Genomic DNA, 19,395 nt, shown 5'->3' with positions numbered 1-19,395 from the left:
CACGGGCATGATCTACCTGGACAACCACGCCACCACCCCCATGGACCCCCGGGTCCTCGCGGCCATGCTGCCCTACTTCACCGAGCACTACGGCAATGCCGCGAGCCGCAACCACCCCTTCGGCTGGGCCGCTGAGCAGGCCGTCGAGAAGGCCCGCGAGCAGATCGCCCTGCTGATCGGCGCCCTGGACGACCGGGGCCATGCCAGCGGCAAGGAGATCGTCCTGACCTCCGGGGCCACCGAGTCGATCAACCTCGCCATCAAGGGCGTCGCCGAGATGTACGCCGAGAAGGGCAAGCACCTGATCACCACCCGAGTCGAGCACAAGGCGACCCTCGACACCTGCGAGTACCTGGTGCGCCAGGGGTACGAGGTCACCTATCTCGAGGTCGATCGCTTCGGCCTGGTCGACCCGGCCGCGCTCGAGGCGGCCATCCGGCCCGACACCATCCTCGTCAGTCTCCTTCACGCCAACAACGAGATCGGCACCGTCCAGGACCTCGCGGCCCTCGGCGAAATCACCCGCGCCAAGGGGGTGCTCCTGCACGTGGACGCCGCCCAGAGCGCGGGCAAGGTCCCCGTGGACGTCAACGCCATGAAGGTCGATCTCCTCTCTCTGTCGGGCCACAAGCTCTACGGCCCCAAGGGGGTCGGCGCCCTCTACGTCCGCCGCAAGGGGCCGCGCGTTCGCCTCAGCGCCCAGACCCACGGCGGCGGCCACGAGCGCGGCATGCGCTCGGGCACCCTCAACGTGCCCGGGATCGTCGGCCTCGGCAAGGCCTGCGAGCTCGCTCGCCTCGAGCGGGCCGAGGAGAGCCTCAGGGTGGCCGAGCTGCGCGACCTGCTCCAGGGCACCATCACCGAGGCCCTCGACCAGGTCTTCCTCAACGGCCATCCGACCATGCGCCTGCCCGGCAACCTCAACCTCAGCTTCGCCTTCGTCGAGGGCGAGAGCCTCATGATGGGAATGAAGGGGATCGCCGTCTCGTCGGGCTCGGCCTGCACCTCGGCGTCGCTCGAGCCGTCGCACGTCCTTCGGGCCATCGGGGTCACGAGCGACCTGGCGCACACCTCGCTGCGCTTCGGGCTCGGCCGCTTCACCACCGAGGACGAGATCCGCCGGACCGCCGAGATCGTCATCAACCAGGTCCGGCGCCTGCGGGAGCTCTCGCCGCTCTACGAGATGTACAAGGAAGGCGTGGACCTCAAGCAGGTCCAGTGGCAGGCGCACTAGCAGGAGAAGCCCCATGACCTACAGCGACAACCTCATGCGCCACTACGAGAACCCCAGCAACGTGGGCTCCTTTGCCAAGGACGAAGCGGGCGTCGGCACGGGGATCGTCGGTGCGCCCGAGTGCGGCGACGTGATGAAGCTCCAGATCAAGGTCAACGACCAGACGAACGTGATCGAGGACGCCAAGTTCAAGACCTTCGGCTGCGGCTCGGCCATCGCGAGCTCGTCGCTGGCCACCGAGTGGCTCAAGGGGAAGACCCTGGACGAGGCGCTGACCATCAAGAACACGGCGATCGTCGAGGAGCTGGCGCTGCCCCCCGTCAAGATTCATTGCTCGGTTCTCGCCGAGGACGCGATCCGCATGGCGATCAGCGACTACCACCAGAAGCGGCGCGCCGCTTCGAGCACGGAGGCTTAGAGATGACGACCGAGACCACCCCCCAGGCCACCCTGATCACCCTGACCCCCAAGGCGATCGCCCACGTCAAGAGCCTGCTCGATCGTCAGGGCAAGCCCGACGGCTACCTGCGCGTCGGGGCCACCGGCGGCGGCTGCTCGGGCCTGAGCTACAAGCTCGACATGGCCGATGCGCCCGACACCGACGACCGGGTGATGGAGTTCGACGGCCTCAAGGTCGTCATGGACCCCAAGAGCTCCCTGTTCCTGAGCGGCCTCGAGCTCGACTACAACGACGACCTCATGAACGCGGGCTTCACCTTCCGAAACCCCAACGCCGTCCACACCTGCGGCTGCGGCAACTCCTTCGGCGTCTGATTCCCCCCTCTCTTTCCCCCCGCCCCCCGGTGGGGCGGGGTCGGGGGTGGGGGGATCTCACCGTTCCGAGTCCCTGGCCCCAGGCACACCACACATGACCACCCAAGCCCACTACGCCGTCTTCGACCTCCCCGAGCGCCTCGTTCTCGACGGCGCCGACCTCGAGGCGCGCTATCATGCGCTTGCTCGCCGCTTCCACCCGGATCGCTTCATGGCCCGGAGCCAAGCCGAGCGCGACGACGCCAGCGACCAGATGGAGCGGGTCAACGCGGCCTACCGCACCCTGCGCGACCCGATCGAGCGCCTGCGTTACGTGCTCGCGCGGCACGGGGTCAAGGCCGACATCCGCCAAGGCGTGCCCGTCGAGGTGGCCGAGGCCTACTTCGAGCTCCAAGAGACCTTCGGCGACCCGGCGACCGCGACGGGCCAGGCCCGCTCGGAGCTGTCGGGTTCGGCGCGCGTCCTGCGCGACAGGATCAAGACGAGCGTTGAGGAGGCGGCTTCTCGCATGACGGCGCTCGGCGCCGATTGGGACGCCGCTCCCCGGCCGGAGACGCTCGAAGCGCTAGCCCTCACCCTCGACCGGCACACCTACCTGCTGTCGATGCTGCGCGACATCGATGGCAAGCTAAGCAACCTCAGCTAGATCCCCCACCCCCGCCCCAGCAGGGCGGGGAGAAGCACCCCGTCCGCCAGCGGGCAGGAGAGCAAATGAGCAAGATCATCGGCATCGACCTCGGCACCACCAACAGCCTCGTGGCCGTCGTCCGCGAAGGGCAGCCCGTGGTGCTGCCGGACTCGGACGGGCACTTGCTCATTCCCTCTGCCGTCGCAGTCGCCGAGAGCGGCCGCCTGCTGGTAGGCCGCGAGGCCAGGGCGATCGCCGATCCCCTGCGCGCGGCCACCTCGTTCAAGCGCCTGATGGGCCGGGGCCTCGCCGACCTCGCCGAGGACACCAGCCTGCTTGCTTACGACGCCTCGGGCAGCAGCGACGCGATCATCCGCCTGACGCTCGGCGGCAAGCGCTTCACCCCGGTGGAGCTCTCGAGCCTCGTGCTGCGCAGGCTCAAGGCGATCGCCGAGGCCAACGACCAGGGTCCCATCAAGCAGGCGGTGCTCACCGTGCCCGCCTACTTCAACGACGCCCAGCGCCAGGCCACCCTGATGGCGGGCAAGCTCGCCGGGCTCGAGGTGCTGCGGCTGGTCAACGAGCCCACCGCCGCCTGCCTCGCCTACGGCCTGGACCGCCGGCGCCAGGGGCGCGTGGCGGTCTACGACCTGGGAGGCGGGACCTTCGACGTCTCGATCCTCGCGCTCAAGGACGGCGTCTTCGAGGTGCTCTCCACCTGCGGCGACACCCGGCTCGGCGGCGACGACTGCGACGCGGCGCTCGCCTCGTGGCTCGCCGAGCGCATCAAGGCCGAGCGCCCCGCGCTCGCCCTGGCCGACCCGACCCTTCAGGCCGCCCTGCGCCGAGCGGCCGAGGCGACGAAGCACGCCCTCTCCTTCGAGCCGGCCACCCTCGCGACGATCGAGCACCCCGCGATCGGCGCGAGCGTCACCATCCCGGTCGCGCGCGAGCAGTTCGAGGCGATCATCGCCCCCTTCCTGGCGCGCACCCTCGCCATCTGCCGGCAAGCCCTCGCCGACGCGGGCCTCTCTTCCGAGGCCATCGACGACGTGGTGCTGGTCGGCGGCTCCACCCGGATCCCGCTGGTCAAGCGCCTGGTCGCGGAGTTCTTCGGCCGGACGCCCAACGACGCCCTCGACCCCGACCAGGTGGTCGCTCTCGGGGCCGCGGTTCAGGCGGACGTGCTCGCCGGCGAGCGCGACGACGTCCTGCTCCTCGACGTGATCCCGCTCTCCCTGGGCATCGAGACCCTCGGCGGGGCGGTCAGCCGCCTCATCGAGCGCAACGCCACCCTGCCCGCGTCGTCCTTCGAGGTCTACACCACCTCGGTGGACAACCAGACCGCCGTCATCGTGCACGTGGTGCAGGGCGAGCGGGAGCTGGTGCAGGCCTGCCGCAGCCTCGCGCGCTTCCATGTCGCCGTCGAACCGGGCCCTGCCGGGATGGCCCGCGTCGAAGTCAAGTTCGCCGTCGACGCGAGCGGCGTCCTGCAGGTGACGGCGAGGGACCTGCGCAGCGGCGCGGCCCAGTCGGTCGCGATCAGCGCCACCTTCGGCCTCGGCGAGGCCGAGATCGAGCACCTCCTGCGCGAATCCGCCCTGCACGCGGCCGAGGACGCCGAGGCCCGCGCCCTGATCGAGGCGCGGGTGGAGGGCGAGGGGATCCTCCAGGCCGCCGACAAGGCCCGGCACCACCCGGCCGCCGAAGCCCTCGACGCGGCCGAGCGCGAGGCCCTCGAGACGGCGGTCGCGGGCTTGCGCACGGCGCTTTCCGGCGTTCAGCCCCAGGTCATCAAGGACGCCGCCGAGGCCCTGAACGAGGCCTCCCACCGGCTCGCGGAGCTCATCCTGGGCACGGCCCTGCGGGCCGCGGCGGGCGACGCCACCGACAACATCGCAACAATGCCCATTTCGCAGTAGGTGATCGACAGTGCCGAAGATCACTTACTTGCCTGACAACATCACCGTCGAGGTGGCCCCCGGCCAGAACGTGCTGCAAGCCGCGCTCGACCATGGCATCCACCTGGACCACGCCTGTGGCGGCTTCTGCGCCTGCTCAAGCTGCCACATCCACGTGGAGTCGGGGATGGATCACACCTCCGAGCAGGAGGACGCCGAGGCCGACCAGGTGGAGATGGCCCAGGGCATCGGCCTCAAGAGCCGGCTCGCGTGCCAGACCAAGGTCTTCGGCGACATCGTCGTGCGACTGCCGCCCCAGAAGGGGCTCGGCTAGAACCAGGAGAGCTCACCATGCCCGCAACCCCCTTCAAGCCCTCCGAGACCCGCCTCGGCGCCGCCTTCGGCGCGAGCGGCGACTGGGAACTGCCCGTTCGCTTCTTGCCCGTCCTCGAGGAGGTGGGCCGCGGTCGCTCGCTCGGCGGCATCGTGGACCGCTCCGACTGGGGCAAGCTGTGGCTTGCGGGCAAGGATGCGGCCGACTTCCTTCACAACTACACCACCCACGACGTCAAGGCCCTCGCCCCCGGCAAGGGGATCCAGACCGCCGTCACCACCTGGAAGGGCACCATGGTGGACCACGTCTTCGTCATGCGGCGCGAGGACGGCCTGTGGGTCCTCACCCACCCCGGCCGGAGCCGGGCCGTGAAGGACGCCCTCGAGAAGTACCTGCTCGGGGTGGACGTGACCCTCGAGGACCGCACCGAGGGGTACGGGCTGCTCTACGTCTTTGGCCAGCTTTCGCGCCCGGTGATGGCGAAGGCGACCGGCCTTCAGCCCTCCTGGCCGCAGCACGCGCCCGTCCCCGTGCGCATCGGCGGCGCCGAGGCCCTCGTCGCCTCGACCTGGGGGGCCTTCGGAGAGGGGTACCACGTCCTGGTGACCAACGACGCCGCCACGACGGTCTACGACGCGCTAGTGCGTGAGGCCGACGCCAAGGGCATGCTGCCCATCGGCTCCGAGGCCTGGGAGCGGCTGCGGATCGAGCAAGGGATTCCCGCCTTCGGCCACGAGATCACCGAGGCCGTCAACCCGTGGGAGGCCCGCCTCGCCGACTCGGTGAGCATGGCCAAGGGCTGCTACCTGGGCCAGGAGGTCATCGCTCGCCTCGCCAACTACGACAAGGTGCAGCGCTACCTGGTCGGCCTGCGCTTCGAGGGCGATCGCCTCCCGGAGCAGGGAGCCGAAATCCACGTGGACGACAAGAAGGTCGGCGTCGTGACGAGCGCATGCGCGGAGCTGGGGCTCGGCTTCGTGAAGGGGGCATACGTCGCGCCCGGCACCCGGGTCGTCGTCAAGACGGGCGACAAGAGCACGCCCGCCATGGTCGAAGCCCGCCCCTTCTGGAGCGGGCTAGTGAACGAAGGCATCGGGCCGCGCTACTAGCCAGCGGCTCAGCTGAGGGTGAAGCGCTCCTGCTTGCCGACGGGCGGCGCGTTCTTGCTCCAGACCTCCGTGAGATCCGGGCTTCGGCGCAGGTCGTCGTTCGTCGCCATGGGCTTGAGGCCGTACAGGCCGCGGTGCGCCTCGACTTGCGGCGGACGGGGCCCCTGCTTGATGGCGGAGAAGGCAAGCTCGCTGCAGTAGAAGGCGTCGTCCTTGCCGGTGCGGAAGAGGTAGTCGTAATCCTTGCCGACCTGCGCCTTGGCGAAGTCGATGGCGGCCTGGGCGTTCGCGGGGTCGGGATTCTTGGGCCGCAGGATCGCGACCCGCTGCCGGTCCACTCGCTCGAGATAAGCCTCGATCTTTTCCTGGACGACGCCGTTCTTCTGGCCCTGCGGCGCGCGCGCCGCCAGCGCATGGACGATTTCGCCGCCGCCGAGGTACACGCTCGCGTGGACGAAGCTGGTCGCATCCCCCCAGAGGATCAGATCGCCGGGCTTCGCGCGATCGAGAATCTCCTCGAGCTCGACTTTTCCGAAACGCGCGACCTCGCCGGTCGTATCGGGCGCGACGTTGTTCATGTGCTTGAACATGAACTGCACGGGCTTGGTCGCCGCGTGGTTCAGGCCTGACCAGAACTTATCGCCGTAGCCCTCGGGTTCTTGCGTGTGCGAGGCGGCCTTCGAGCTGAGCGCGAGGGAATCTGGCTTGAGTGCCCCCTTCGCCGTGGGCTGAGGCGCCTGGGCTGCGGCCTTTCGCTGAACGGGCGGCTCGATGCGCCCCGCGCCTGAAACCTTGTTCGCCATGTGGCCCCCTCCTCGCAACTCCGTACCCCAGCAGTTGTCGCGGAGAAAGTCGCGGGCTTTCTTATTTCCAGACCAAGGCCAGGCAAAGCTATCACTAAGAAAGCCCCGCCGACGACGAAAAGGCAACACGACCACGGGATCGGGGCGCGCCCCGATCCGCCCCATCAGGGCAACGCACGGTTATTTCCAATAGCAATCGGGCATAATCCAACCGTCAATGGGCTATTTGACCTTGAAACCGCCTATCCGCGCCATTTCGCAACCTTGGAGTATGCCTTGAACACCATCCAAAAGCTCGCCTTCCATGTCATCTCCGTCGTGACGCTGGTCGTCCTGTTCCAGCTGGCCTTCGGCTTCCACATGAGCGCAGGCACCGCCGTGTTCCTGCTGATCCTGCTCGTCATCGATCTGGCGGGCGACTTCTGGACCCTCCTCGGCATCCGCCGGGACATCAATCAGGCCATGACCGAGATGAAGGCCATCAGCGCGGGGGATCTGTCCATCACGATCAAGGTCACGGGCCAGGGCGAGACGGCCGAGATGCAACGGACCATGCAGGAGATGTTGCTGAGCCTCCGGCGCCTCGTCGGGCAGGTGAACGGTGCCGCCTCCTCGGTAGCCGAGGGCACCACCCACATCCTGAGCGACTCGCAGCGGATGTCGGGCCTCTCCCAGGCCCAGATCCAGGCGGTCGGGGCCGGGACCCGCAAGATCGCCGAGATGGTGGAGTCGATCGAGGGCGTCGCCGATCGCGCCGAATCGCTGGTCGAGCGGGTGGTGGAGGCCAGCTCCTCGATCGAGCAGATGGCGGGCTCGATCCAGCAGGTCGCAGGCAGCGCCGGCGAGCTCGCGGCGGCCGTGGACCAGACCTCGGCCAGCATCGAGGAGATGGCGGCGAGCGTCCACGAGGTCGCCGTCAATGCCACCGAGGCCAATCGCATCGCCGAGCGCTCGGCCGTCGCCGCCGAGGGGGGGAAGGCCGCGGTCGCGCAGACCATCGGCGGCATGAAGCAGATCAGCCGGGCGATGACCGAGGTGGGCGGGGCGATCGCTGGGCTGGGCAAGAGCTCGGCCGAGATCGGCGCCATCGTCGAGACGATCGAGGACATCGCCGACCAGACCAACCTGCTGGCCCTCAACGCGGCCATCGAGGCCGCGCGCGCAGGCGATGCCGGCCGCGGCTTCGCGGTGGTGGCCGACGAGGTGCGCAAGCTGGCCGAGCGCAGCGGCAAGGCCACCCAGGAGATCGCCCAGCTCATCCAGGGGATCCAGCGCGAGATCGCCCAGGCCGTGCAATCCGGCCAGGCCGGGACGAAGGCCATCGAGAACGGCACGCACCTGGCGCAGACCGCGGGCGACTCGCTTGCGGCCATCGTCGAGACCGTCGGCGAGGTCTGCCGGCTGATGGGCCAGATCGCGCAGGCCACCCAGGAGCAGAACCGGGCCGCCGACCAGATCCACTCTGCGATCGGCAGCATGAACATGCTGACCCAGCAGGTCTCCACGGCGACCCGCGAGCAGTCGCTCGGAGCCGACCGGATGGTGCAGGTGGTGGGGATCATCCAGCAGACCAGCCGCGAGGTCTCGGCGGCGACCGCCAGCCAGCGGCAGGGAGCCGAGCTCGTCGCCAAGGAGATGGGCAGCATCCACCTCTCGGCCGTGGACGTGGCCCAGGCCACCTCGCTCATCCAGAAGACCGGCGCCGACCTGCTGATCCAGGAGCAGCAGCTGATGGAGGCCATCGCCGGCTTCAAGGGGGAGGCCGCGACGGTGCGGTTCGCGCAGGCCCTTCCCTCGGCCTGAGAGCCGTCCGCAAGCGTCGGTCGTGCTAAACTGGGCGGTATGCGGATTGAACGAAACCAGGACGAAATCGTAAGGCACGCTCGGATCGCGAACAACGTCTGGACCCGCTTTCTCGGGCTGCAATTCAGCAAGGAATTGCCCGAGGGGCACGGGCTCCTCATCACCCCCTGCAACTCCGTCCACATGTTCTTCATGAACTACCCCATCGACGTGGTATTCTTGACCAAAGACCTGGTCGTGGAGCGCCTTTTACCGGATCTTAAGCCCTGGCGCGTCTCGCCGGTGGTGTTGAAGGCGCATCAAACCCTCGAACTGCCCGCCGGGACCATCGCGAAGTTCGATCTCAAGGTGGGCGATCGCTTGGAAATGAAGGAGTAGCGGTGATTCGCGGCAATCGGATCGGGGCGCTTGCGATCGCGCTCGGCCTCGCGGCCGCACCCGCGTGGGCCGCGTCGTTCACGGACCTGCCGGAAGGCAGCCCCCGCGCCACCCTCGCGACCCTGCTCTCGGATCGCGGCATCCTGAGCGGCATCGGCGAGACCGAGTTCGGCGGGGAGACCCCCATCACCCGCTACGAGCTGGCGGCGATCCTCAACGCCCTTCTGGACCCGCGCGACGTGCCCTTCAACGTGGTGGCGTGGTCCGACATCCCGCCCGGCCACCCGGCCATGCCCTCGGTCAGCCGCGTGACGAGCCTCAGCCTTCTTGCTGGCGAGGGCGGGCGCTTCGTCGGCCTGCGCCGCGTCAACCGCCTGGAGTTCGCCGCGGCGCTCGATCGCCTGCTCTCCTACCGCTCGGTCACGGCACCGCCGCATCGCAAGGGCCCGGCCCGCAGCTTCTCGGACGTGCCGGTTTCGGGCGAATCGGGGCAGCTGCTCGACCGCGCCGCCAACTTCTGGCAGTTCGTCGACGCGCCCAGGCGCGTGCGCTTCCGGCCGTTCGAGCCCATCACCCGCATCGAGGCGCTCGACATGCTCGCGCGCGCGGTCATGCTCCTGGACCCGACCCTGCAGGAGGCCATCAAGGCGGCCCTCGCCGCTGACGCCCCCGCCCCGTCGCCGACGCCCGTCCCGACCCCGCACCCGACGCGCTCGCCCGTCCCCACCCGGACGCCCGCTCCCGCGTGGACGCCAGCCCCCGTGCGCACCCCGGCCCCGCTCACGACCCCGACCCCGGCGGCGACCCCGCGGCCCGTCTCGACTCCCACACCGGCTCGCACGCCGGCCCCGGTGCTCACGCCCGCGCCCGATCCGACACCGAGCGTCGTCTCCCCTTCCCCCGAGCCGGAGCCCACGCCGCGGGTGCCCTTCTGGCTGCGCGAGGATCCGGCGTACAAGGCGCCGACCCCGGCGCCGACGGCGCGGCCCCAGCCCGCCCCGGAACCGACCGCCCCGGCCCCGACGCCCCAGCCCACCCCTGCTCCGAGCGCCAGGCCCGCGAGCGGCGGCCTCAAGACGGGCACGGCCCCGGCCCCCGCGTCGACCCTCAAGGAGCTGCTGGTGCCCAAGGCCCGGCTCGGCTTCGACCCGGTCCTGTTCTACCAGGGCAGCGGTCTCCAGGCCCTCTTCCCGGGCTTCCTCAACCTGGACGCCTCGGCCGAGTACTGGCGCGAGGCCTTCGGAGGCGCGCTCGCGCTCGGGACCATCTACCCCATCCCCGTCGCGAGCCCCCAGAGCGACTACTTCGACTTCCACCTGCACGGCGAGGGCTACTACAAGCTGCCCTTCCGGGGGGACGACTGGCAAGCTGCCGTGGGCGCGAGCGTCATGACGCGCATGCTCAATGGCCAGGCCAACGCCTCGTTCGACGCCAACACCATGGCCCTGGGCCTCGGCCCCGCGCTCCGAATCGCCTACCGCGCCATGCCCGCGCTGGGGGTGCACGGCGGTGTCCAGCTCTATCCGCTCATGTTCCACTCCTACAAGGAGGCGAGCGCCCTCGGGGTGCTCGGCGCCTGGCAAGTCGGCGCCGAGTACGACCTGCTGAGGCTGGGCGACGGGACGCTCAAGGCCCACGCCTACTACCACGGCACCCTGGGCGCCACCTTCGACTCGGCCGGCATGCAGACGGCGCACATGCTCTCGATCGGAGCAGGAGGAAGCTTCTAGATGCCGCTGGTCTATCTCCTGACGGGGGCCATCCTCGCCCTCTACTCGCTGGGCAGCATGTTCCCCGGCGTCGCGGGCAACATGCTCGCCGATCAGATCCGCAAGCAGTACGGTCCCTTCTCGAAGCTCGAGGTCCAGGTCGTCACCGACCCTCCCATCCGCGCGATGAGCGGCCAGGTGGACGCCCTGAGGATCCGAGCCGAGGGCTTCGCCGTCGAGGGGGTCCCCATCTCGACGGCGACCATCGAGACCGACCCCTTCCACGTGGACGCCGGCGCCGCGCTCTTCGGCAAGACGCCGACCCTCGCCCAGCCCCTCGAGGCCACCGTCTCGGCCGTCCTCACCGAGGACGGCCTCAACGCGATCCTGAACTCGAGCATGGTCACCAGCCGCCTCAAGGGCATCCAGACCCAGTTCAGCGTCATCCCTGGCATGGCCGTCACCCGCACCGTGGACATCCTGCCGGGCCGGCTGCGCCTGACCCAGGGCCGGCTTTCGGTGGACGGCACCGTGGACATGGGCGGCGGGGCACGGGTGCCCTTCGCCCTCAGCGCCATCCCGAAGCTGGTGGGCGACAGCCAGCTCGCCTTCGGCGACATCCAGGCCAGCGTGTTCGGCAGCCCCATCCCCCCCACCATGCTGGGAGAAGCGGCCAATCACCCCATCGACCTGGCGCGCTTCCAGGCTCCCGGCACGACCTATCGCTTCCTGGGGCTCGGGGTGGTGCCCGGCAGGCTGTGGGTGGACGCGCGGATCGGGATCAGCAAGCTTGGAGGCAAGTAGCATGACCGACGCCATCGCCCTGGAAGGCCTGACCAAGCGCTTCGGCGAGACGGCCGGGGTGTTCGGCCTCGACCTGCACGTGGCGCCGGGACAGATCTTCGGCTTCCTCGGCCCCAACGGGGCCGGCAAGACCACCACCATCCGGCTGCTGCTCTCCTACCTCAGGCCCGACGCCGGAAGCGCCCGCGTCTTCGGCCTCGACTCCCGGCGCGACGCGGTGGCGCTGCGGCGGCGCATCGGCTACCTGCCGGCCGAGTTCAACCTCTACGAGCACATGACCGGGAGCGACCTGCTGGCCTATCTTTCCCGCTACCGCCCGCCGGGATCCCTCGAGCGCGCCCGCGCGCTCGCCGGCCGCCTCGGCATCAAGCTCGACGGCAGGATCCGCCACTACTCCAAGGGAATGAAGCAGAAAGTAGCCCTCATCCAGGCGATGATGCACGACCCGGACCTGCTGATCCTGGACGAGCCCTCCGACGGCTTCGACCCCCTCATCCAGCAGGAGTTCCACCACCTGCTCGGCGAGGCGCGCGAGCGGGGCAAGACGGTCCTCCTCTCGTCGCACATCCTCTCGGAGGTCGAGCAGCTCTGCGATCGCGTGGCCATCATCCGGGGCGGGAAGCTGCTCGCCGTCGAGGGGGTCGCCGACCTCCAGGCCCGCAAAGTCCGCCTGCTCAACCTGACGTTCGACGCGCCGCTCGACGCGCGCGAGGTGGGCCTGCCGAACGCGACCTTCCGCTCCCAGCAGGGGCGGCACGCGAGCTTCGCCTACGCCGGCGAGGCCCGCGAGCTGCTCGTCGCGCTCGCGGCGCTGCCCGTCGCCGACTTCACCCTGGAACCCGCCCGCCTTGAGGAGGTCTTCCTCGGCTACTACGAGAACCCCCGCCCGTGAACCTCGACCTGATCCGCCACGAAGCCGGGAGCGCCTGGCGCCTCCTCCTCATCCTCGCGCTGGGGCTGCTGCTCTTCGGCGTGCTGATGAGCGCCGTCTTCCCGGCCATGCACGACTCCATGTCCGCCATGCTGCGCATGGTGCCGAGCTTCCTGCAGCCCATGGTGCGCTCGCGCGCAGGCCTCGACACCTTCGAGGGGTTCGCCGGGATCGCCTTCACCCACCCGGTGCTCCTGGCGCTGTTCGCCGCCTGGTCCATCGCCCGAGGCGCGCAGGCGATCGCCGGCGAGATCGAGGCCGGCACGCTCGGATGGATCCTGAGCTACCCGCTCGATCGCGCCGCCTTCGTCCTCTCGAAGGCCCTCGTGCTGCTCTCGGGCGCGATGGCGCTCTCGATCGCCTTCATCGCCGGGCTGCTGGGCGCCGCGGAGGCCCTCGGCATCGCGCACGCGGGAATCCGGCCCTACCTGCTCGCGGGCCTCGAGACCTTCGCGCTCTACGGGGCCATCGGCGCGATCACCCTGTGCTGCTCGGCCATGACCTCCGAGAAGGGCAAGGCCGTGCTCGTCGGCACGGGGATCATGCTCGGGGGCTTCTTGCTGAACTACGTCGCGGAGCTGTGGGCGCCCGCCAAGGCGGTGCGCTTCCTCTCGCTCTTCGCCTACTACGACCCCAAGGCCCTGCTCGGCGGCGGCGCGCTCGTGCCTTCACACCTGGGGGTGCTGCTGGGGGTCACGCTCGTGGCGATCGCCGGGGCCGTCCTCGCGTTCCGCCGGCGGGACCTGTCGATCTAGGAAGGCTTCGGGATCCCGGTCAGAGGCCCGGCTCGAACTGGGCGATGAGCTCCAGCACGTCGCGGCGCTTGAAGGGCTTGGTGAGGTAGCCGTCGGCGCCGGAGACGAGCCCCTCCTCCTGGTCGGCGCCGCTCGCGCGCGCCGACTGGCAGATGACGATCCCCGTGAAGGCGGGATCGGCCTTGATCCGGCGGATGGCCTCGAGACCGTCAAAGTCGCCGGGCATCAGCACGTCCATGAAGACCATGTCGGGGTTGAGCCGCAGGGCCGCCTCGACCCCCGAGGGTCCATCCGAGGCGATGGTCACCTGGTGCCCCTCCCGCGTGAGCAGGAGGCTCAGGATCTCGGCGTTGGTCGGCTCATCGTCGACCACGAGTATTTTCATCGGACGCATGACCTCGATTCTACCATGGCATGACCCGGCAAGACCCGATGCAGCGCGAGATCAGGGCTTCCGGTCGAAGGCCTTGGCTGCTTGCTGGATCGCCGTGATGACGCGCGGCCCGGGCCGCGAGACGTCGTCGGCCGGCAGGGCGACCAGGCGCGCTCGCTTGAGGCGGGCCCTCAGCCGCTCGGCGGCGGGCCGCAGGTTGTCAGGGAAGGCGATCACGTCCGGATCGCTCGCGATCAGGGCCTCTTGGGCGAAGGGCGCGTAGCCGGGGGCCGTCACGACGTTGCGCCCCCCCGAGCGCCGCACCAGGTCGTCCAGGAAGGTCCTGGGCCCGGCGGACATGAGCGGGCGATCCCACACCATGTAGAAGACCTTGGGGTGCGCCCGGCTGGGCGCGATTGCCGCGAGCTGCCGGCGGTACTTCTCGGCGAAGCGCTTGCCCTGGGGCCCGACGATCTCGCCGAGGCCCTCGGCGTTGACGGCCACCGACTCGAGGTCGTCGCTCGGCAAGAGCACGAACGGGACACGGAGCATGCGCCCCAGCTGGGCGTAGACCGGCGCCTTGCTCGGAATCCCGAGCACCAGGTCCGGCGAAAGGGCGAGCACCCGCTCCACGCTCAGGTTCTCGGCCGACCCCACCCGGGCCTTGCGCCGCGCCTGGGCGGGGTAGTCGCAGGCGTCGGTCACCCCCACCACCCGATCGCCCCAGCCGATGGCGTAGAGCAGCTCGGTGTTGGAGGGGGCGAGCGACACGATGCGACGGTAGGGCCCCGCAGGGACCCGGTGGCCGTCGAAATCGAGGAGCGCGGCCTGGGCGGGCGCCGCCAGCGCCAAGAGGACCAGAAGACAGAGCAGAATCGGCACGCGACCTCCAATCAGGCAAGCAAGACTCGCTTCCGAGCAGGATCATACCCGGCCCCGCGGGGCCCCGTGGCCTTCCTTTCGAGGCTTGATGGAAATTTAACCTGAGCTGAACCATCCCTGCCCCGACCGGGGGCGATAACACCTCTTGAACGGAGGAGACACGGGGATGAAGCGCTTTCACTTGCTGCTGTTGCTGACGATGCTCGCCGCGGGATGCGGCCGCGCCCCCATGGGCGTCGCTCTCGGCGACACCGGCACCTTCGGCCCCGCCCCGGCCCCGGTCGCGACCCCCACGCCGCGCCTGGCGAGCCTCCCGAGCGAGCCCTTCACCAAGAAGCTGGCCGGCAAGAAGACCGCCCCCGGCGACCCGGTGAACGTGGTCATGGTGGGCAGCGAAGCCGCCGTCCACGGCGCCATCCTCAAGGCCGGCTGGATCGTGGCCGAGCCCATCACCTTCCAGACCTCGCTGCGGATGGCCAACGCCTACGCCTTCAACCTCCCCTACGCCAACTCGCCCATGAGCCCGCTTCACCTCTACGACCGCGAGCAGGACGTGGGCTACCAGAAGAACAGCGCCGACGTGCGCAAGCGCGACCACTTCCGCATCTGGAAGACTCCCGTCCTGGATCCCAGCGGCCGCCAGACCTGGGCGATCGCGGCCACCAAGGACGTCAAGGTTCGCCTCATCGACGGCCCGACTCACGTCATCGACCCCAAGATCGACGAGGAGCGCGCCTACGTCGCCACGACCCTCCTCGAGACCCAGCTGGTGACGGAACGCTACGAGATCCCCGGCATCGGCCGCCCCTTCCAGGGAAAGAACGGCGAGGGAGATCCCTACGAGACCGACGGCATGGCCCACGTGCTGGTCGTGGCCGAGAGCGCGGCGCTCGCCGCGCGCTGACCTTTCGGACCGGCGGGGCACGCCGCGAGGGGCGCTTGGCTCGAGCGCCGAGCGAGCAAAAACGAGGGAACCCACCCGGCTGAATCGCGCCGGGTGGGTTCCCTCGTTTTGCTATAATCGGGGACGAACTTCACGATAACCCGACGGCCATCAGCCCCGATCTCTCTTCGCCCGTCCAAGCTCGAGAGGAGGTCTCCATGCGCCCGAAAGTCGGCGATCGCGTCCTCATCGCCTCGCGGCCCTACGCGGCCGATCGCCAAAGCTCCGAGGGGATCGTCGCCCAGGTTCTCACCAAGTCCTCCACCCACCCGCGCGGGATCAAGGTCCGCCTGACAAGCGGCGAGATCGGCCGGGTCCGCACCGTGCTCGCCTCCTGGGGCTGAGCGCGCATCGGTCCCTTCCGAACGACGAACGGCCCGGCGCCTTCGAGGTGCCGGGCCGTTCGTCGTTCGGAAGGCTAGCGGGCGGCCAGCTCGGCGCTCACCCGGACCTTGGAGCGCCCGTACAGCTCGGCGAGCTCGCGCATCGACGCGCCCAGCGCGGACGAGGCGTCGGCGGAGGTCATGCGCCACGCCCAGTTGTCGGCGGCCTGGCCGGGCACGTTCATCCGGGCCTCGGAGCCCAGCCCGAGCCAGTCCTGCATGGGGATCACGGCGAGATCCGCCACCGAGGCGAACGCCATGCGGATCAGGGCCCGCGAGACGCCCTCGGCCTCGGATCCGACGTAGGCCCGGAAGAACGCGCGCTCCTCTTCGGCCGCCTGGGCGAAGAAGCCCTCGGTCGTGTCGTTGTCGTGGGTGCCCGTGTAGACGACGCAGTGGGACGAGCGGTAGTTGTGGGGCAGGTAGGCGTTCTGGGCGTCCGAACCGAAGGCGAACTGCAGGATCTTCATGCCGGGCAACCCGGCTCCATCGCGCAGCGCCTCGACCTCGGGGGTGATGAGGCCGAGGTCCTCGGCGATGATGGGCAGCTCGCCCATCTCGCGCCTGAGGGCGTCGAAGAAGGCGCGATCCGGCCCCTTGACCCAGCGTCCCTTGACGGCCGTCGTCTCGCCGGCGGGGATCTCCCAGTAGGCCTCGAACCCCCGGAAGTGATCGACCCGGATCACGTCGTAGAGGGTCAGCGCCATCTTGAGGCGCTCGATCCACCAGGCGTAGCCGGTCCTGGCGAGCGCATCCCAGCGGTAAAGGGGGTTGCCCCAGAGCTGGCCGGTCTCGCTGAAGTAGTCGGGCGGGACCCCCGCCACCACCGTGGGGTGGCCCTTGGAATCGAAGTGGAACAGCTCGGGGTGCGACCAGGCGTCCGCGCTGTCGTAGGCGACGAAGATCGGCAGATCCCCGATGATCGCAACCGAGCGCGCCTCGGCGTGACGCTTGAGGTCGGTGTACTGGCTGAAGAAGAGGTACTGGAGGAAGGCGTGGTAGCGCACCTGGGGCTCCAGGCGGCGGTGGTACGCGGTGACGGCCTCGGGGTGGCGATCGCGCAGCGGCTGATCCCAGCTCGACCATGAGGCGCCGTCGAAGTGGTCCTTGAGGGCCATGAACAGGGCGAAGTCGGCAAGCCAGGCCATGCTGCCGTGGCAGAAGCCCTCGAAGCGCTGCCGGTCCTCGGCGCCGGCAGTCGCCTCGAAGCGGGCGAAGGCCGCGCGCAGCTTCTCGGTCTTGTAGGGGATCACCCAGCCGTAGTCGACCTTTTCCTCGGGGAAGGCCGGCGCGTCGGAAAGGTCGTCGGCCGCGAGCCACCCCTCCTGCACCAGGCGCTCCAGGTCGATCAGCATGGGGTTGCCGGCGAAGGCCGAGAGGGCCTGGTAGGGCGAGTCGCCGTAGCTGGTGGGGCCGAGGGGCAGGACCTGCCAGTAGCGCTGGCCGCTCTCGGCGAGGTAGTCGACGAAGCGGTGCGCCTCGTCGCCAAGGGTGCCGAGGCCGAAGCGACCGGGCAGCGAGGTGGGGTGCAGCAGGACGCCGCTGGAACGTGGAAACTTCAAGGAATCCTCCCCCGTCGAGTCGTGGTGAGAGCCCTTCGAGTGTACTGGATAAAAGCGTCCAACGGTAGTTCGCCGAAGGCATGCTATAATGGAATTCTTAATCCCGTGTCTAAGCTAGCTTAGCGTTCAAGGGAGCGTCTTCCGGGTGCCCTGGCACGGCGTTCCCGGGACCGACGGCGCCGGCGGTTCCGGCGCTTCGCGAAGAGGAGGGTACGATGGCGATGCTACTGGGAGCCAAGTGGTCGGCTACCGCGCGCCGGAAGGTCAACGAGGCGGTGGACCTCGGGCTGATCCCCGGTGCGGCGGAATACACGATGGTCGACAGCATCGAGGGCGCCTGCGCCGTGATGGCCTACGAGCGCTCCACCGGCCGCAGCAGCAAGTCCGGATCCACGTCCTTCTTCACCGTCGAGTGGGACACCGAGGACGCCGAACCCCGCGTCGCGCCCCTCAACTCCCTGGTGCGCAAGCCGGCCGTGCCCTAGGCGCTCCGAGCGTTCGAAAGCCCCCTCTGCGCGGCGCGCAGAGGGGGCTTTGGCTTGGGCGAGATTCCCCGTTGACGCCTCGGGAGGCGCTCGCTACAATGAAAAAGTTAATTCTCGTTTAAGAAAGGGTTATCAAATGCGCAAGTGGTCCATGGGGCTGGTTCTCGGCGCGTTCGCGCTCTCGCTGGTCGGCTGCGGCCTCGCCCCGCAGGGCACCGCCCGCGTCGCCACCGGGACTGCCTCGTCGGCGAGGGCCCTGGACAGCGACCACGACGTGACCCACGCCAAGCTCAACGCCATCGTGAAGGGCGTCCTTTCGAGCCAGATGAGCCAGCTGCTTTCGAGCGTGGACGGCAACCGCGACGGCGCGATCGCCCAGGGCGAGTACGCAGCCAACCGCCCCGCCGACGTGGTCTCGACCTTCATGAGCCAGTTCGACGGCAACAAGGACGGCAAGGTCACCCCCGCCGAGCACGCCGCCGCCCTCCAGGGGACCAGCGCCGTCGAGGCCTACCATCACCTGCTCGAGGAGCGCATGGGCAAGGCGATCGCGCCCTACACCGCCGACAAGGACTTCGACTTCATGGAGCTGCGCGAGTACCTGACCAAGGACCTGGGGCTCACGGGCGACTTCCCCTTCGTCTCGCGCCTCTTCGCCAAGATCGACCTGAACGAGGACGAGAAGCTCCTCTCGGCCAAGGGTGAGGGTCCCGCCTTCCTGCTCCTCTTCGCCCGGCCCCAGCTCGAGGGCGTCCTGGGCCTGAGCGTCAGCCCGATCGAAGAGTAACCGACCAAAAGCCCCCTTCGACTTGCGAAGCCCCCCTCCCTCCCGTACCATCATGCGGGGGAGGGGGGTTTTTCCCTTGCCCGCATTCAACGAAAGGGGCACCCATGGGCGTCAAGCTACTCGAGAACCACGGCCTCACCTTCGACGATGTGCTCATCGTCCCCAAGCGCTCGTCGGTGTACTCGCGCAAGGAGGTCTCCCTCGAGACGCGGCTGGTCGGCGACCTGACGATCCAGCTGCCCATCATCAGCGCCAACATGGACACGGTCACCGAGCTTTCCATGGCCTGCGCCATGCACGCGCTGGGGGGCCTCGGGGTCATCCACCGCTTCATCCCCGATGCCCATGAGCACGCCCGCATGGTGTCCGCGACGCCCGGGCACCGGCTGCTCGCCATCGGCGTCAAGGACAGCGACCTCGAGAAGATCCCCCTGGTCGAGGGGCTCGCAGGCGTCTTGATCGACGTGGCGCACGGTCACAGCGATCGCGTCATGGAGACGATCCAGGCGGTGCGCGAGCGCCATCCCGGTCTTTGGGTGATCGCGGGCAACGTGGCGACCCCCGAGGGCGCCTGGGACCTGCTCGAGGCGGGCGCCCACGCCATCAAGGTGGGGGTCGGCCCGGGTGCCGTCTGCACCACCCGCATCGTCACGGGCTGCGGGGTGCCCCAGCTCTCGGCCATCATCAAGTGCAGGGCCGCCATGGACCGCTGGTACGACGTGGAGAAGCGCAAGGCCCGCCCCCGGGTGACTCACGCCCCCACCCTCATCGCCGACGGCGGCATCCGCAACTCGGGCGACATCGTCAAGGCGCTGGT

22 protein-coding genes are annotated in these 19,395 nt (G+C 69.3%); 18 read left to right on the top strand and 4 right to left on the bottom strand.

Going from position 1 to position 19,395, the window contains the following annotated elements:
- Positions 1-7 precede the first annotated feature (7 nt).
- The 7 genes from V6D00_16325 (at position 8) to V6D00_16295 (ending at position 5,980) form a co-directional block, all read left to right on the top strand.
- Entirely contained in the window at positions 8-1,234 is a 1,227-nt protein-coding gene (locus tag V6D00_16325; GenBank protein HEY9900747.1) for an IscS subfamily cysteine desulfurase, read from the top strand.
- A gap of 13 nt (positions 1,235-1,247) precedes the next feature.
- Positions 1,248-1,652, top strand: coding sequence for a Fe-S cluster assembly scaffold IscU (iscU, locus tag V6D00_16320; protein HEY9900746.1), 405 nt, complete (start codon positions 1,248-1,250; stop codon positions 1,650-1,652).
- Between the two features lie 2 nt (positions 1,653-1,654).
- Positions 1,655-2,008 (top strand): iron-sulfur cluster assembly accessory protein, encoded by a 354-nt coding sequence (locus tag V6D00_16315; protein ID HEY9900745.1) that lies wholly within the window; start codon positions 1,655-1,657, stop codon positions 2,006-2,008.
- A gap of 94 nt (positions 2,009-2,102) precedes the next feature.
- The gene (hscB, locus tag V6D00_16310) at positions 2,103-2,654 is read left to right on the top strand and encodes a Fe-S protein assembly co-chaperone HscB (protein HEY9900744.1); all 552 of its coding nucleotides are present in this window, start codon (positions 2,103-2,105) and stop codon (positions 2,652-2,654) included.
- Positions 2,537-4,558, top strand: a complete 2,022-nt coding sequence (gene hscA, locus V6D00_16305; protein ID HEY9900743.1) for a Fe-S protein assembly chaperone HscA — start codon at positions 2,537-2,539, stop codon at positions 4,556-4,558. The genes hscB and hscA overlap by 118 nt, the downstream gene beginning before the upstream one ends.
- 10 nt (positions 4,559-4,568) lie before the next feature.
- On the top strand, positions 4,569-4,871 hold the full coding sequence (locus V6D00_16300) for a 2Fe-2S iron-sulfur cluster-binding protein (GenBank protein ID HEY9900742.1): 303 nt from the start codon (positions 4,569-4,571) through the stop codon (positions 4,869-4,871).
- A gap of 17 nt (positions 4,872-4,888) precedes the next feature.
- Complete coding sequence (locus tag V6D00_16295; protein ID HEY9900741.1) at positions 4,889-5,980, top strand: glycine cleavage T C-terminal barrel domain-containing protein; 1,092 nt, start codon at positions 4,889-4,891, stop codon at positions 5,978-5,980.
- An 8-nt stretch (positions 5,981-5,988) separates the two neighbouring features.
- On the opposite strand, the gene V6D00_16290 is transcribed toward V6D00_16295, so the two are convergent.
- On the bottom strand, positions 5,989-6,783 hold the full coding sequence (locus V6D00_16290) for a YiiX/YebB-like N1pC/P60 family cysteine hydrolase (protein ID HEY9900740.1): 795 nt from the start codon (positions 6,781-6,783) through the stop codon (positions 5,989-5,991).
- A gap of 276 nt (positions 6,784-7,059) precedes the next feature.
- On the opposite strand from V6D00_16290, the gene V6D00_16285 reads away from it, so the two are divergent.
- Genes V6D00_16285 through V6D00_16260 form a run of 6 tightly spaced genes read left to right on the top strand, consistent with a single transcriptional unit; the run spans position 7,060 to position 13,163 of the window.
- Positions 7,060-8,586 carry a methyl-accepting chemotaxis protein gene (locus V6D00_16285; protein ID HEY9900739.1) on the top strand — a complete coding sequence of 509 codons (1,527 nt, stop codon included), beginning with the start codon at positions 7,060-7,062 and terminating at the stop codon, positions 8,584-8,586.
- Between the two features lie 39 nt (positions 8,587-8,625).
- On the top strand, positions 8,626-8,964 hold the full coding sequence (locus V6D00_16280) for a DUF192 domain-containing protein (protein HEY9900738.1): 339 nt from the start codon (positions 8,626-8,628) through the stop codon (positions 8,962-8,964).
- Between the two features lie 2 nt (positions 8,965-8,966).
- On the top strand, positions 8,967-10,694 hold the full coding sequence (locus V6D00_16275; protein ID HEY9900737.1) for an S-layer homology domain-containing protein: 1,728 nt from the start codon (positions 8,967-8,969) through the stop codon (positions 10,692-10,694).
- On the top strand, positions 10,695-11,477 hold the full coding sequence (locus tag V6D00_16270; protein ID HEY9900736.1) for a DUF2993 domain-containing protein: 783 nt from the start codon (positions 10,695-10,697) through the stop codon (positions 11,475-11,477).
- A gap of 1 nt (position 11,478) precedes the next feature.
- Complete coding sequence (locus V6D00_16265; protein HEY9900735.1) at positions 11,479-12,369, top strand: ABC transporter ATP-binding protein; 891 nt, start codon at positions 11,479-11,481, stop codon at positions 12,367-12,369.
- Positions 12,366-13,163, top strand: a complete 798-nt coding sequence (locus V6D00_16260) for an ABC transporter permease subunit (GenBank protein ID HEY9900734.1) — start codon at positions 12,366-12,368, stop codon at positions 13,161-13,163. The genes V6D00_16265 and V6D00_16260 overlap by 4 nt, the downstream gene beginning before the upstream one ends.
- A 19-nt stretch (positions 13,164-13,182) precedes the next feature.
- On the opposite strand, the gene V6D00_16255 is transcribed toward V6D00_16260, so the two are convergent.
- Together V6D00_16255 and V6D00_16250 are read right to left on the bottom strand one after the other, a co-directional pair.
- Entirely contained in the window at positions 13,183-13,557 is a 375-nt protein-coding gene (locus V6D00_16255) for a response regulator (GenBank protein HEY9900733.1), read from the bottom strand.
- A gap of 51 nt (positions 13,558-13,608) precedes the next feature.
- Entirely contained in the window at positions 13,609-14,418 is an 810-nt protein-coding gene (locus V6D00_16250) for a helical backbone metal receptor (protein HEY9900732.1), read from the bottom strand.
- Between the two features lie 166 nt (positions 14,419-14,584).
- Here V6D00_16250 and V6D00_16245 point away from each other — a divergent pair, with 166 nt between their 5' ends.
- Together V6D00_16245 and V6D00_16240 are read left to right on the top strand one after the other, a co-directional pair.
- A complete protein-coding gene (locus tag V6D00_16245) occupies positions 14,585-15,322 on the top strand; it encodes an LssY C-terminal domain-containing protein (GenBank protein HEY9900731.1) in 738 nt (245 codons plus the stop codon).
- 197 nt (positions 15,323-15,519) lie between these two features.
- On the top strand, positions 15,520-15,705 hold the full coding sequence (locus tag V6D00_16240; protein HEY9900730.1) for a DUF2196 domain-containing protein: 186 nt from the start codon (positions 15,520-15,522) through the stop codon (positions 15,703-15,705).
- Positions 15,706-15,779: 74 nt separating this feature from the next.
- On the opposite strand, the gene malQ is transcribed toward V6D00_16240, so the two are convergent.
- On the bottom strand, positions 15,780-17,306 hold the full coding sequence (gene malQ, locus V6D00_16235) for a 4-alpha-glucanotransferase (GenBank protein ID HEY9900729.1): 1,527 nt from the start codon (positions 17,304-17,306) through the stop codon (positions 15,780-15,782).
- A 215-nt stretch (positions 17,307-17,521) separates the two neighbouring features.
- On the opposite strand from malQ, the gene V6D00_16230 reads away from it, so the two are divergent.
- From V6D00_16230 to V6D00_16220, 3 genes are all read left to right on the top strand, one after another.
- Positions 17,522-17,791, top strand: a complete 270-nt coding sequence (locus tag V6D00_16230) for a hypothetical protein (protein HEY9900728.1) — start codon at positions 17,522-17,524, stop codon at positions 17,789-17,791.
- Between the two features lie 136 nt (positions 17,792-17,927).
- Positions 17,928-18,578, top strand: a complete 651-nt coding sequence (locus V6D00_16225; protein HEY9900727.1) for a hypothetical protein — start codon at positions 17,928-17,930, stop codon at positions 18,576-18,578.
- Positions 18,579-18,682: 104 nt separating this feature from the next.
- The coding region (locus V6D00_16220; protein ID HEY9900726.1) for a guanosine monophosphate reductase at positions 18,683-19,395 on the top strand (713 nt) is incomplete at its 3' end.

Origin of the sequence: Pantanalinema sp. (genome assembly GCA_036704125.1) — a bacterium.
Lineage (GTDB): Bacteria > Cyanobacteriota > Sericytochromatia > S15B-MN24 > UBA4093 > JAGIBK01.
This window is presented reverse-complemented; position numbering and strand designations above follow the sequence as displayed.

Excerpts from the sequence above, each read along its gene's own strand:
- V6D00_16325 (HEY9900747.1), top strand. The coding sequence starts at position 8 with ATGATCTACCTGGACAACCACGCCACCACCCCCATGGACCCCCGGGTC.
- iscU (HEY9900746.1), top strand. The coding sequence starts at position 1,248 with ATGACCTACAGCGACAACCTCATGCGCCACTACGAGAACCCCAGCAAC.
- V6D00_16315 (HEY9900745.1), top strand. The coding sequence starts at position 1,655 with ATGACGACCGAGACCACCCCCCAGGCCACCCTGATCACCCTGACCCCC.
- hscB (HEY9900744.1), top strand. The coding sequence starts at position 2,103 with ATGACCACCCAAGCCCACTACGCCGTCTTCGACCTCCCCGAGCGCCTC.
- V6D00_16295 (HEY9900741.1), top strand. The coding sequence starts at position 4,889 with ATGCCCGCAACCCCCTTCAAGCCCTCCGAGACCCGCCTCGGCGCCGCC.
- V6D00_16290 (HEY9900740.1), bottom strand. The coding sequence starts at position 6,783 with ATGGCGAACAAGGTTTCAGGCGCGGGGCGCATCGAGCCGCCCGTTCAG.
- V6D00_16280 (HEY9900738.1), top strand. The coding sequence starts at position 8,626 with ATGCGGATTGAACGAAACCAGGACGAAATCGTAAGGCACGCTCGGATC.
- V6D00_16270 (HEY9900736.1), top strand. The coding sequence starts at position 10,695 with ATGCCGCTGGTCTATCTCCTGACGGGGGCCATCCTCGCCCTCTACTCG.
- V6D00_16265 (HEY9900735.1), top strand. The coding sequence starts at position 11,479 with ATGACCGACGCCATCGCCCTGGAAGGCCTGACCAAGCGCTTCGGCGAG.
- V6D00_16255 (HEY9900733.1), bottom strand. The coding sequence starts at position 13,557 with ATGCGTCCGATGAAAATACTCGTGGTCGACGATGAGCCGACCAACGCC.
- V6D00_16245 (HEY9900731.1), top strand. The coding sequence starts at position 14,585 with ATGAAGCGCTTTCACTTGCTGCTGTTGCTGACGATGCTCGCCGCGGGA.
- V6D00_16240 (HEY9900730.1), top strand. The coding sequence starts at position 15,520 with ATGCGCCCGAAAGTCGGCGATCGCGTCCTCATCGCCTCGCGGCCCTAC.
- V6D00_16230 (HEY9900728.1), top strand. The coding sequence starts at position 17,522 with ATGGCGATGCTACTGGGAGCCAAGTGGTCGGCTACCGCGCGCCGGAAG.
- V6D00_16225 (HEY9900727.1), top strand. The coding sequence starts at position 17,928 with ATGCGCAAGTGGTCCATGGGGCTGGTTCTCGGCGCGTTCGCGCTCTCG.